Genomic DNA, 12,060 nt, shown 5'->3' on the forward strand with positions numbered 1-12,060 from the left:
GCTTGGGAACCATCGCGCCGAGCCACACGTCCTCGGTGGCGAACAGCGGCTCGACCCCGTCCGGCGCGGCGAGCGCGCAGCGGTGCAGTGCGAAGTGGGCTGTGCGCGCCACGGTGGCACCTGCGAGGACGGCCTGGAACTGCGCGCGGCCTTCGATCGCCAGAAATTCGTCAGCGCGGCATCCGACAAGCTCAAGGCCGCCGTCCGGGCCGAACTCCAGCAACTGCTGGAGCGGGCCGCGACGGCGCGCGCATGATGCGGCGCCTCCTGATCGGTCTCGTCAAGGGCTATCGGCTGCTGCTGAGCCCGTGGCTCGGCCAGTCCTGCCGCTTCGAGCCGACCTGCTCCATCTATGCCATCGGCGCCCTCGAGCAGCACGGTGCGGTCAAGGGCAGCTACCTCACGCTGCACCGCATCGCCCGCTGCCAGCCCTGGTGCCAAGGTGGCCACGATCCGGTTCCCCCGAAGGCACAGCGACCGACGCCCAGGCGTGGGTCGCTGTTCGCCTTTCTCTCTTCCGACGACAAGAAGTCTTCTTCATGAACGATATCCGCCGCACCATCCTGTGGGTGATTTTTGGTTTCTCGCTGGTGCTGCTGTGGGACCAATGGCAGGTCTACAACGGCCACAAGCCGACGTTCCTGCCCTCGACCAAGACCGCCGCCCCCGCCGATCCGTCGGCGACGCCAGCCGCCGCGAACGCCAACGGCGTTCCGGCCGCCGCCGCACCGGCGGCCGGCGCGGTGCCGGTCCAGGGCTCGGCGCCCGCCATCGGCGAGAAGGTCACGGTCTCCACCGATGTCTTCAAGGCGACCATCGACGGTGAGGGCGGCACGCTGTCCGAACTGCAGCTGCTGCAGTTCCTCGACCAGACCAACCACGGCGGACTGGTCGAGTGGTTCCGCCGGCTGGTGGGCCTGCCGGTGCCGCAGAACGAGGTCCGGCCCGTGTTGTTGATGGAGAACGGTTCGCCCGCCACCCGCTACGTGGCGCAGACCGGCCTCTTGAACACGGTGGACACCGGCGACCGCTTCCCGAATCACCTGAGCCTGATGACTGCGCGCCCCGGTCCGCGCGAGCTGGCCGCAGGCCAGAACACGCTCGAAGTGGCCTTCGAGTCGCAGCCCGTGGGCGGCCTCAAGTACGTCAAGACCTACGTGTTCCAGCGCGGCGACTACTCGATCCGCGTCAAGCACCAGATCGTCAACGTCAGCGACAAGCCGCGCGATGCGCAGCTCTACCTGCAGTTCACGCGCCACGGCACGGTGGCGGCCGGCACCATGTTCGGCACCAACACCTTCACCGGCCCGGCCATCTACACCGAGCAGAAGAAGTTCCAGAAGATCGACTTCAGCGCCATCACCAAGGGCAAGGTCGAGTTGCCGGCCCCCGCCAACGACGGCTGGGTGGCGATGGTGCAGCACTATTTCGTCTCGGCCTGGCTGCTGAACGTGCCGGGCAGCGACGCCATCAAGCGTGAATTCCGCGTCGCCGACCTCGGCAACAACCTGTTCTCGGTCGCCATGGTGCTGCAGGTGCCCCAGCTCGCGCCGGGCGCGGCGCAGACCATCGACAGCAACCTGTTCGCCGGCCCCGAAGAAGAAAAGAAGCTCGAGGCGATCGCGCCCGGCCTCGACCTGGTCAAGGACTACGGCATCTTCGCGATCATCTCCAAGCCGCTCTACTGGCTGCTGAACCAGCTGCACGGCATCCTCGGCAACTGGGGCTGGTCGATCGTCGCGCTGGTGGTGCTGCTGAAGGCGGCCTTCTACTGGCTCAATGCCAAGGCCTACGCGAGCATGGCCAAGATGAAGGCCATCAATCCGAAGATCATGGAGATGCGCGAGCGGCTGAAGGACAAGCCGCAGGAGATGCAGCAGGAGATGATGCGCATCTACCGCGAGGAAAAGGTCAACCCGATGGGCGGCTGCTTCCCGATCGTGATCCAGATCCCGGTGTTCATCGCGCTCTACTGGGTGCTGCTGTCGTCGGTCGAGATGCGCCATGCGCCGTGGATTCTCTGGATCCATGACCTGTCGGCACCGGACCCCTGGTTCATCCTGCCGGTGGTGATGACCGCCACCTCGCTGTTCCAGACCTGGCTCAACCCGACGCCGCCGGACCCGATGCAGGCCAAGCTGATGTGGATCATGCCGCTGGCCTTCAGCGTGATGTTCATCTTCTTCCCGGCCGGCCTGGTGCTCTACTGGATCACCAACAACGTGCTGTCGATCGCGCAGCAGTGGTTCATCAACAAGCGCCTCGGCGTGCTGGGCAATCCGTCGAAGTTGTCCAAGGCGCCGAAGCTGGCGAAGCCGGGCAAGTAGGCTTCGGCATCCCCGACCCGAGGGCCGCGAAAGCGGCCCTTTTTGCTGGAAGAATCGTTCCCATGCTCTCGCGCACCGCCGACCCCATCGTCGCCATCGCCACCGCCCCAGGCCGCGGCTCGGTCGGGATCGTGCGCGTTTCCGGGCGGGAACTGGCGCCCCTGGTCGCCGCGCTCTGCGGCCGGGACCTGAAACCGCGCGAAGCGACCTACCTGCCCTTTCGCGACGTCGACGGTTCCGCGATCGACCGCGGCCTGGCCCTGCACTTTCCGGCGCCGCACTCCTTCACCGGGGAAGACGTGTTCGAACTCCAGGCCCACGGCGGCATGGTGGTGCTGCAACTGCTGGTCGCCCGTTGCCTCGCGGCCGCGGCCGAAACCGATCCGGCGTCCGGCCGGCCGCGCCTGGCCGGACTGCGCGTGGCCGAGCCGGGCGAGTTCAGCCAGCGCGCCTTCCTCAACGGCAAGATCGACCTGGCGCAGGCCGAGGCCATCGCCGACCTGATCGACGCCAGCACCGAGGCTGCCGCACGCAGCGCCAGCCGGTCGCTGTCGGGCGCCTTCTCGGAGGAAATCCACACGCTGCTCGAGGCGCTGGTGCGGCTGCGCATGCTGGTCGAGGCCACGCTCGATTTTCCCGACGAAGAGATCGATTTTCTCCAGGAGGCCGACGCCCAGGGCCAGTTGGCTGCGCTGCAGGTCCAGTTGGCGGCGGTTCAGCAGCGTGCCCGCCAGGGCGCCCTGCTGCGCGAAGGCATCAAGGTCGTGATCGCGGGCCAGCCCAATGCCGGCAAGAGCTCACTGCTCAATGCGCTGGCCGGGGCCGAACTGGCGATCGTCAGCGCCGTCGCAGGCACCACCCGCGACGTGGTGTCGCAGACCATCCAGATCCAGGGCGTGCCGCTGCATGTGATCGATACCGCCGGCCTGCGCGACAGCACCGACGAGGTCGAGCAGATCGGCATCGCGCGCGCCTGGGGCCAGATCGAAGGCGCCGATGCCGTGCTGTTCCTGCACGACCTGACGCGAAGCACGTCTCCCGCGTACGCGCAGGCCGATGCGCAGATCGCGAGCCGGCTGCCCGGCAGCGTGCCGGTGATCGATGTCTGGAGCAAGCTGGACGCCGTCGCGTCGGCGCCGAGCGCACTGTCGGCCACCGGTGTCAGCCTGTCCGCACGAACCGGCGCCGGCATCGAAACCCTGCGGCGCCGCCTGCTCGAAGTGGCGGGTTGGCAAGCGGTGCCCGAGGGCGTCTACCTCGCGCGGGCCCGCCACGTGCAGGCGCTTTCACGCGTCGAGGAGCACATCGCCCTGGCGTCCGGCCATCTGGCGGCGCAGGCGCAGTTCCTGGATCTGCTGGCCGAAGAACTGCGGCTGGCGCAGAACGCGCTGAACGAGATCACCGGTGAATTCGGCGCCGACGATCTGCTGGGCGTGATCTTTTCCCGTTTTTGCATCGGCAAGTAACTGGAAGTGTGAGTTTGTGTGACATCTGTCACCACGCATTTGACGTTTCGCGGATACTTCCGACGCACAGCAGGGTATACATCGATGTCATCCAGCATTCAGGATCTTTGCCGCGCCATCGCGCAGAACACCAGCTACGACGCCTTCGCTCCGGCGCTGAATGCTCACCAATGGGAAACCTTGGGGAGCTATCTGCAAGCCTTCGACCTCGCGGCCGGCCAGGTGCTGATCGATCAGGGCACGACCGACCGCACGGTCTTCTTCATCGAAAGCGGCGCGCTCAGCGTGCACCTGATCGGCGACAAGGGCCAGATGCAGCTCGCGATCCTGAATCCGGGCTCCGTGGTGGGCGAAGGGTCCTTCTTCTCGCGCGCGCCACGATCGGCCAATGTGGTCGCCACGGGCGCGGCCCGCGTCTGGCGGCTCACGGCGATCCGCTTCGCCGAACTGTCGAACCGCCAACCCGATCTCGCCCTCGAAATCACGCTGGGGCTCGGCGCGGTCATCGCCAGGCGGATGGTGAACAAGCCCAAGCGGGTGGCCGTGACCTGAAGCCCGCCGATGACCCAGGCATGCGGGAATTGCCACACGGACAACCGTGACGGCGCCAAGTTCTGCAAGGGTTGCGGCAAGAGGCTGGATTCGCCGACGCCGGTGCGGCCCGCGGCCGTGACCGGCAGCGGCGAGGAGCGGCGCGCCCCACAGCGCATGCCGATTCACTCGAACCTGCCGCCGCCGCCAGCGCCAGACCTGCGCCGATCGGTTCCGGCACCTGCAGCGGCATCCCTGCGTCGCGTCGAGCCGGCCAAGACAAAAAGCTCGATCCGAAGCACCGACGCCGAGCGCCCGAACCCGTGGCGCTCAGCGGTGATCGGCCTGCTGATCGTTGCCGGGCCGGTCGCGATCGCCGCCTGGTTCTTCTCCGAGCCGCCAGGCCCTGCGATACCGCCTGCGCCGGCCCTGGCGGCTCCCCCTCCGATGCCGTCGGCGCCTGTACTTGCGGAGCCCCCGGTGCCCCTCGTGACGCCGCCGCAGGACGAACCATCGGTCCCGACCCCGACCCCGACGTCACCCCCGGCACCCGCGCCCGCGCCCGCGCCCATGCCCGCATCCGTGCCCACGACCAGCGCCCAGCCCGAACCAGCCATGGCGCCGCCGGCGGCCCCGAAGAAGCTGGTGCCGCCTGTGGTGCCGAAGAGTCGCAAGCCGGCACCGGCACCCGCGCCCGTCGCAGCGCTGCCGGCGCCGGCGCCCGAAGAACCGGCGCCGCCGCCGCTGGCGACGCCACCCAGCCCGCAGTCGCAATGCGCGGGCCTGAATTTCTTTGCGCGCGCCCAATGCCTGGCGGCACAGTGCGCCAAGCCGGAACTCAAGTCGGACGCCCAGTGCGAAGCGGTGCGGCGGCAGCAGCGGATCGAGGAAGAAAGACGCAATCCGACGCTGCTGAACTGAGAGTCCGGCCGAGCCGGTCGACTTCAGCCCTTTTGCAGCTTGTCGATCGCCACCGCCAGCGCGCCAGGCTTGCCTGACAGCACCAGGGTGTCGCCGTCGGCCAGCACCGTATCGTCGTCGGCATCGGCGGCCTTGCCGTCGCGCCGCCGCAGGCTCGCGACCCGCACCCCCAACCCCGCCAGCGCCAGCCGCGCGAGCGGCTGGCCGATGGCGCGGGCGCCGGTCGTCAACGTGAAGCTGTTGAGCCGCTCGTGGTCGACCTCGTCCGCGGTGTCGTCGTCGGCGCCGTGGAAGTAGCCGCGCAGCAGGTTGTAGCGGGCGTCGCGCTGATCCTGAACCACGCGGATCACGCGCCGCATCGGCACCCCGACCAGCGCCAGCGCATGGCTCGCGAGCATCAGCGAGCCCTCGATCGCCTCCGGCACCACCTCGGTGGCGCCCGCCGCCTGCAGCTTCTCGAGATCGCGATCATCCTGCGTGCGCACGATCACCGGCACCTGCGGTGCATGGGCGCGGGCATTGGCCAGCACCTTGAGCGCACCCGGCACGTCCTGGTAGGTCACCACCAGCGCGCTGGCCCGCGCCAGGCCGGCCGCCATCAGCGCCTGCATGCGCGAGGCATCGCCGAACACCACCGAATCGCCGGCCGCCGCCGCCTGGCGCACGCGGTCCGGGTCCAGGTCCAGCGCCAGATACGGAATGCCTTCGCGCTCCAGCACCCGCGCCAGGTTCTGGCCGCAGCGCCCGTAGCCGCAGATGATCACATGGCGCGCCGTGTTGATGGTCTTGCGAGCGATCGTGGTCATCTGCAGCGACTGCTGCAGCCAGTCGCTGGCAACCAGTTTGCGCACGATGCTGTTGCTGTACATGATGATGAAGGGCGTCGACAGCATCGACAGCACCATCGAGGCCAGCACCGGGTTCGCCAGCCAGGCCGGCAGCAGGTCCTGGCCCTGGGCCAGCGCCAGCAGCACGAAGCCGAACTCACCGGCCTGCGCCAGGTAGAGGCCGGTGCGCAGCGACACGCCGGCGGTGGCGCCGAGCCCGCGCGCCAGCGCCGTCACCAGCGCCAGCTTGAAGGCCAGCGGCAGCAGCAGCAACGCCGCGACCAGCGCCCAGCGCTCGACCACCACGTGCCAGTCGAGCGACATCCCGATGGTGATGAAGAAAAGGCCCAGCAGCACGTCGTGAAAGGGCCGGATGTCGGTTTCGACCTGGTGCTTGAACTCGGTTTCCGACACCAGCATGCCGGCCACGAAGGCGCCCAACGCCAGGCTCAGGCCGGCGAGCTCGGTCAGCCAGGCCAGGCCCAGTGTGATCAGCAGCAGGTTGAGCATGAAGAGCTCCTCGCTGCGCCGGCGCGCCACCAGCGTGAGCCACCAGCGCATCACGCGCGGGCCGCCATACATCAGCACGGCGATCAGGAAGCCGGCCTTCAGCAGTGCCAGGCCAAGCGCCTTCAGCAGCGCTTCCGGCGGTGCGCCCAACGCGGGGATCAGCACCAGCAGCGGCACCACCGCGAGATCCTGGAACAGCAGCACGCCCATCACGCGCTTGCCGTGCTCGCTGTCGATTTCGAGGCGCTCGGCCATCAGCTTGACCACGATCGCCGTGCTGCTCATCGTGAGCGCGCCCGAGAACACCAGCGCGGCCTGCCAGTCCAGCCGCCATGCGGCCGGCAGCCAGGAGGAAATCAGCAACGCACCGCCGGTGGCGACCGCGATGGTCAGCATCACCTGCAGCAACCCGAGGCCGAAGACATGCCGACGCATCGCGCGCAGCTTGGGCAGGCTGAACTCCAGGCCGATCACGAACATCAGGAAGACGACGCCGAACTCGCCCAGGTGCCGGATGCCTTCCGAGTTCTGGGCCAGCGCCAGCGCGTGCGGACCGATCAGGACGCCGGCCGACAGATAGCCGAGCATCGGCGGCAGCCTGAGCGAGCGGCAGATCACCACGCCGATCACCGCAGCGAGCAAATACATCAGCGTGAGATCGAGCGAGGACATGGCCTGCATGCTAGCAACACGCTTGCCTGCATCCGGGGCGAATTCGTCGTCGCGGCCGCCATGGCATGCCCGGCCGATAAAATCCGCCGATGAGCTCCCGCCCTCCCGTGATCCCCGTGACCGACCCCGAAGCGCTGCTGGCGCGCGCCCGGACGACCTTCGACATCGAGGCGGCGGCGGTGCTCGGCCTCAAGGACCGACTCGGGCCGTCCTTTCCTGCGGCGGTGCAGAAGATCCTCGAGGTGCGCGGCCGCGTGGTCGTCATGGGCATGGGCAAGAGCGGCCATGTCGGCCGCAAGATCGCGGCCACGCTCGCTTCGACCGGCACGCCGGCGATGTTCGTGCACCCGGCCGAGGCCAGCCATGGCGACCTCGGCATGATCAAGGCGGTCGACCTGGTGCTGGCCATCTCCAACAGCGGCGAAGTGGAGGAACTCACCACCATCCTGCCGGTGGTCAAGCGCCAGGGCGTACCCCTGATCGCGATGACCGGCCGGCGCGACTCGACGCTGGCGCGCCATGCCGACCTCGTGCTGGACAGCGGCGTCGAGAAAGAAGCCTGCCCGCTCAACCTGGCGCCGACCGCGAGCACCACCGCGCAGATGGCGCTGGGCGATGCGCTGGCGGTGGCGCTGCTCGATGCGCGCGGCTTCGGCACCGAGGACTTCGCCCGCTCGCACCCCGGCGGCGCCCTGGGCCGCAAGCTCCTGACCCACGTCAGCGATGTCATGCGTTCGGGCGAGGAGGTGCCGCGCGTCGGTCCTGAAGCCAGCCTGAGCGAAATCATGCGTGAAATGAGTTCCAAGGGGCTTGGTGCGACCGCGGTGGTCGGACCCGACGGCCGCGCGATCGGCATCTTCACGGACGGCGACCTGCGCCGCAAGGTCGAGACCGGCGCCGACCTGCGCGCCCTCACGGCGGCCGACGTGATGCACGCCGGTCCTCGCACGCTGCGCGCCGATGCGCTGGCCGCTGAAGCGGCCGATCTGATGGAGCAGCATCGCATCACGAGCGTGCTGGTGGTCGACGCCGCAGGTGTCCTCATCGGCGCGCTCAGCATCAACGATCTGATGCGCGCGAAAGTCATCTGATGGGCATCGACTTCAAGCCCGAGACCCTGCTCGCCGCCCAGGACATCCGCATCGCCTTCTTCGACATCGACGGCGTGCTGACCGATGGCGGCGTCTACTTCACAGAGCATGGCGAAACGCTCAAGCGCTTCAGCATCCTGGACGGCTACGGCCTCAAGATGCTGCGCACGGCCGGCATCACACCGGCCGTGATCACGGGCCGGGACTCGAAGCCGCTGCGCGTGCGCCTGCAGGCGCTGGGCATCGATCACGTGCGCTACGGCACCGAGGACAAGCTGCCGGCCGCCGAGGCCATGCTGGCGCAACTCGGCTTCGACTGGTCCCAGGCCGCCGCGATCGGCGACGACTGGCCCGACCTGCCGGTGCTCTCGCGCGTCGCTTTCCCGGCCGCGCCGGCCAACGCCCATGCCGAGGTGCGCGCCATTGCGCGCCACGTGACCGCGGCGCGCGGCGGCGAAGGCGCGGCGCGCGAATTCTGCGACCTGCTCCTGACTGCCGGCGGTCACTACCGGCGGCTGCTGGACCAGGCGCGGGGCTTCACCGAATGAAGTCGACCTGGAGCGTTCTGCGCGATGCCTTCGACCGCCTGACGATCTACCTGCCGATCATCCTGGCCGCGGTGCTCGCGCTGGGTACCTACTGGCTGGTGCGCAATGCGCCGGAATTTCTCGCGCCCGTGCCCAAGGAGGCGCCGACGCACGAACCCGACTATTTCATGCGCGGCTTCTCGGTGAAGAACTTCCTCCCCAACGGCGACCTGCGCAGCGAGGTGTTCGGCAAAGAGGGGCGGCACTACCCGGACACCGACACCCTCGAGGTGGACAAGGTGCGCTGGCGCTCCATTTCGCTCGAGGGGCTGGTCACGCACGGCTCCGCCGATCGCGGCGTGTCGAACGGCGACGGGAGCGAGATCCAACTCTACGGAAATGCGGTCATCATCCGCGACGCGGCCAAGTCGCAAGACGGAACGCTGCTGCCCCGGCTCGAGTTTCGCGGTGAGTTCCTGCACGCCTTCCTGGACACCGAGAGGGTCAAGTCGAACCAGCCCGTCACCTTGATACGCGGAACGGACCATTTCACGGCCGATTCGATGGACTACGACAGCCTCACCGGCGTCGCCAATCTTCACGGTCGCGTGCGCGGTCTCCTGATGCCGGCACAGGCCGCACAGCCAGGGCCGAAGCGCTGACGCCATGGACGCGTCAGCCCATCCCCTGCTGTTCGTCACCGGAGCCTCCAGCGGCATCGGCCAGGCGCTGGCGGCGCGCTTCTATCGGGACGGATACCGCCTGGCCCTGGTGGCGCGGCGCACCTCGGAACTCGAGGCCTGGGCGACAGCACGTGGATTGGACGCTGCCCGTTTCAGAATCTATGGCGCGGACGTGGCGAATGTCGACAGCATCGTGGCGGCCGGCACCGCCTGCATCGCGCAGCAGGGTGTGCCCGACGTGGTGATCGCCAACGCCGGCATCAGCATCGGCATGGACACCGCCGAACGCGGCGATCTCGATGTGATGGCCCGGACTTTCGCGACCAACAACCTTGGCCTGGCCGGAACCTTCCACCCCTTTGTCGCCGCCATGGCGGCGCGCGGCAGCGGTCGCCTGGTGGGCATTGCCAGCGTGGCGGCCATCCGCGGGCTGCCCGGCCACGGCGCCTACTGCGCCAGCAAGGCGGGCGTGGTGGCCTATTGCGAAAGCCTGCGCGGCGAGATGCGCGCCAGCGGCGTCAAGGTGGTCACGCTGTGTCCCGGCTACGTCGACACGCCGCTGACGCAGGGAAACCGCTACGGCATGCCCTTCCTGCTGCCGCCGGAGGCGTTCGCCGACCGTGCCTTCCGCGCGATCGAGGCCGGAACCAGCTACCGCGTGATCCCCTGGCAGATGGGCGTGGTCGCCAAGCTCATGCGGATGCTGCCGAATCCCTTGTTTGATCGCGTTTTCCAGGGCCGCGGCCGCAAGCGCCGGGAGGGATAGCTCGCCCCCAGGTTGGGCTCACTGCGTGTAGCCGCCCACCCCCTACCGGGGGCAACACCAGCGGCCCGGCAAAGCCGGTTCCGCGGTGTTTCACCAACGGGCCTGGCTGCGCCGGCCGGACCCCCGGATCCGTTGCGTCCATGAAAAAAGGCCCCCTCGGGAGCCTTCTTGCTGGGTGTCGCGTTCGCCGCGATCAATAGCCGCTGTTGCCGCCACCACCGCCGCCGTAGCCGCCGCGACCACCACCGCCGCCGCCGCGGGGACCGGCGCCGTAGGGACTGCGGAAGCCGCCATCGCCGCCACCACCACCGCTGCGGCCGCCACCACCGCCGCCATAGCCGCCGCCACCGCCGCTGCGGCCACCGCCACCGCCGCCATAACCGCCGCCGCCACCACCGTAGCCGCCGCCACCGCCGCCACCGCCATAACCGCCGCCACCACCGCCGTAGCCGCCACCACCGCTGCGGGGCGGACGGGCTTCCATCGGGCGCGCTTCGTTGACGACCACGCTGCGGCCACCGAGCGGTTGGCCGTTCATGCCGTTGATGGCTGCCTGTGCTTCTGCATCGCTGCCCATCTCGACGAAACCGAAGCCCTTGGAACGGCCGGTATCGCGTTCCATCATGACTTTGGCGCTCGTCACGGCACCGAATTGCCCGAAGGCCTGCTCGAGATCACCGTCGCGTACCGAGTAAGGCAGGTTGCCGACGTACAGTTTGTTGCCCATCAAGGGACTCCTATAAACACATCAAGAAAAGCGATGGAGTCCCGAGAGCAGCAATCCGGCGGAACATCCGCCGAGTTGCGCGAAACTGACCGATCACCGTTTTGCCCCCTGAATTTTGAAGGAAGGCTTGTGCATTATGGGTGAAATGAGTCGAATGCAAGTAGGAATTTGCACTCATCCCCGCACCCCATGACCAGTGTTGATGTGAGTGCTTGCATACATATATGCTCGCGGACACGCTACAATCGGCGGGTCATTGGGGAGTAGCCGCCTTCCATCGCGAGAAGGGTTTGCGTCAACAGACTTGTCCTGCCCCGCGCAGGACATGGCGCAAGCAGCGTGCAGCCTGGCGAGACCTTTGACCGTGCGACTTCGGGATTCGGCCGAAGGCGTTGCACGGTCAATTGCGTCTTTCGGCCGTCAGAGTCCCTTTTCCTCATGGAAGCTTTTTTCGTTGCGACCGGTGTGGTCGCGCTCGCCGAGATGGGCGACAAGACCCAGCTGCTCGCCCTCATCCTGGCGGCGCGATTCCGCAAGCCCTGGCCGATCGTGCTGGGCATCTTCACTGCCACCGTGCTGAACCATGCGCTCGCCGGCGCGGTGGGCAACTGGGTCACCCATTTCCTCGGCGCCGACGTCCTTCGTTGGATCCTCGGCGGCTCCTTCATCGCGATGGCGCTGTGGATGCTGATTCCCGACAAGATCGACGAAGGCGACGTGCCCAAGTCATCGCAGTTCGGCGTTTTCGGCACCACGGTGCTCGCCTTCTTCCTCGCCGAAATGGGAGACAAGACGCAGATCGCCACCGTGATGCTCGCGGCCCGCTACGTGGACGCCTATGCATGGGTGGTGATGGGCACCACGCTGGGCATGATGCTGGCCAATGCGCCGGTCGTCTGGCTCGGCGAGCGGATCGTCAAGCGCGTGCCGATCAAGTTCGTCCACGGTATCTCCGCCGCCATCTTCCTGGTCCTCGGTGTCGTCGCGTTGATCGGCTGGAGTTGAGCGGCAT

Annotated in this window: 12 protein-coding genes, 1 pseudogene and 1 riboswitch; of the genes and pseudogenes, 10 read left to right on the forward strand and 3 right to left on the reverse strand. The window is 68.0% G+C overall.

Features of this window, described 5'->3' with window-relative positions; translation table 11 throughout:
• Positions 1–163 (reverse strand): annotated as a pseudogene (locus AC1DYK_RS33000) (ribonuclease P protein component); the annotation flags it as partial.
• 89 nt (positions 164–252) lie between these two features.
• Here AC1DYK_RS33000 and yidD point away from each other — a divergent pair.
• The 5 genes from yidD (at position 253) to AC1DYK_RS33025 (ending at position 5,245) form a co-directional block, all read left to right on the forward strand.
• Positions 253–543 (forward strand): membrane protein insertion efficiency factor YidD, encoded by a 291-nt coding sequence (gene yidD, locus AC1DYK_RS33005; protein WP_478092831.1) that lies wholly within the window; start codon positions 253–255, stop codon positions 541–543.
• Entirely contained in the window at positions 540–2,327 is a 1,788-nt protein-coding gene (gene yidC, locus AC1DYK_RS33010) for a membrane protein insertase YidC (protein ID WP_478170137.1), read from the forward strand. Before yidD ends, yidC begins: the two co-directional genes overlap by 4 nt.
• Positions 2,328–2,389: 62 nt before the next feature.
• Positions 2,390–3,793: a tRNA uridine-5-carboxymethylaminomethyl(34) synthesis GTPase MnmE gene (gene mnmE, locus AC1DYK_RS33015; RefSeq protein ID WP_478170138.1), complete on the forward strand. Its 1,404-nt coding sequence runs from the start codon at positions 2,390–2,392 to the stop codon at positions 3,791–3,793.
• Positions 3,794–3,877: 84 nt separating this feature from the next.
• Complete coding sequence (locus tag AC1DYK_RS33020; RefSeq protein ID WP_478170139.1) at positions 3,878–4,345, forward strand: Crp/Fnr family transcriptional regulator; 468 nt, start codon at positions 3,878–3,880, stop codon at positions 4,343–4,345.
• A gap of 9 nt (positions 4,346–4,354) precedes the next feature.
• Entirely contained in the window at positions 4,355–5,245 is an 891-nt protein-coding gene (locus AC1DYK_RS33025; RefSeq protein ID WP_478170140.1) for a zinc ribbon domain-containing protein, read from the forward strand.
• 23 nt (positions 5,246–5,268) lie between these two features.
• Here AC1DYK_RS33025 and AC1DYK_RS33030 read toward each other — a convergent pair whose 3' ends face one another.
• A complete protein-coding gene (locus AC1DYK_RS33030) occupies positions 5,269–7,254 on the reverse strand; it encodes a cation:proton antiporter (RefSeq protein WP_478170141.1) in 1,986 nt (661 codons plus the stop codon).
• A gap of 89 nt (positions 7,255–7,343) precedes the next feature.
• Here AC1DYK_RS33030 and AC1DYK_RS33035 point away from each other — a divergent pair, with 89 nt between their 5' ends.
• The 4 genes from AC1DYK_RS33035 to AC1DYK_RS33050 are packed head-to-tail and all read left to right on the forward strand — an operon-like array spanning position 7,344 to position 10,321.
• The gene (locus tag AC1DYK_RS33035; RefSeq protein WP_478170142.1) at positions 7,344–8,345 is read left to right on the forward strand and encodes a KpsF/GutQ family sugar-phosphate isomerase; all 1,002 of its coding nucleotides are present in this window, start codon (positions 7,344–7,346) and stop codon (positions 8,343–8,345) included.
• Complete coding sequence (locus AC1DYK_RS33040; RefSeq protein ID WP_478170143.1) at positions 8,345–8,893, forward strand: KdsC family phosphatase; 549 nt, start codon at positions 8,345–8,347, stop codon at positions 8,891–8,893. The genes AC1DYK_RS33035 and AC1DYK_RS33040 overlap by 1 nt, the downstream gene beginning before the upstream one ends.
• On the forward strand, positions 8,890–9,534 hold the full coding sequence (lptC, locus tag AC1DYK_RS33045; RefSeq protein WP_478170144.1) for an LPS export ABC transporter periplasmic protein LptC: 645 nt from the start codon (positions 8,890–8,892) through the stop codon (positions 9,532–9,534). The genes AC1DYK_RS33040 and lptC overlap by 4 nt, the downstream gene beginning before the upstream one ends.
• 4 nt (positions 9,535–9,538) lie before the next feature.
• Positions 9,539–10,321, forward strand: a complete 783-nt coding sequence (locus AC1DYK_RS33050; RefSeq protein WP_478170145.1) for an SDR family oxidoreductase — start codon at positions 9,539–9,541, stop codon at positions 10,319–10,321.
• Between the two features lie 193 nt (positions 10,322–10,514).
• Here AC1DYK_RS33050 and AC1DYK_RS33055 read toward each other — a convergent pair whose 3' ends face one another.
• On the reverse strand, positions 10,515–11,048 hold the full coding sequence (locus AC1DYK_RS33055; protein ID WP_478170146.1) for an RNA recognition motif domain-containing protein: 534 nt from the start codon (positions 11,046–11,048) through the stop codon (positions 10,515–10,517).
• A gap of 242 nt (positions 11,049–11,290) precedes the next feature.
• Positions 11,291–11,471: riboswitch (yybP-ykoY riboswitch) on the forward strand.
• Positions 11,472–11,486: 15 nt separating this feature from the next.
• Here AC1DYK_RS33055 and AC1DYK_RS33060 point away from each other — a divergent pair.
• On the forward strand, positions 11,487–12,053 hold the full coding sequence (locus tag AC1DYK_RS33060; protein ID WP_478093722.1) for a TMEM165/GDT1 family protein: 567 nt from the start codon (positions 11,487–11,489) through the stop codon (positions 12,051–12,053).
• The last annotated feature ends 7 nt before the right edge of the window (positions 12,054–12,060 follow it).

The organism is Variovorax sp. P2_H12, assembly GCF_056403395.1.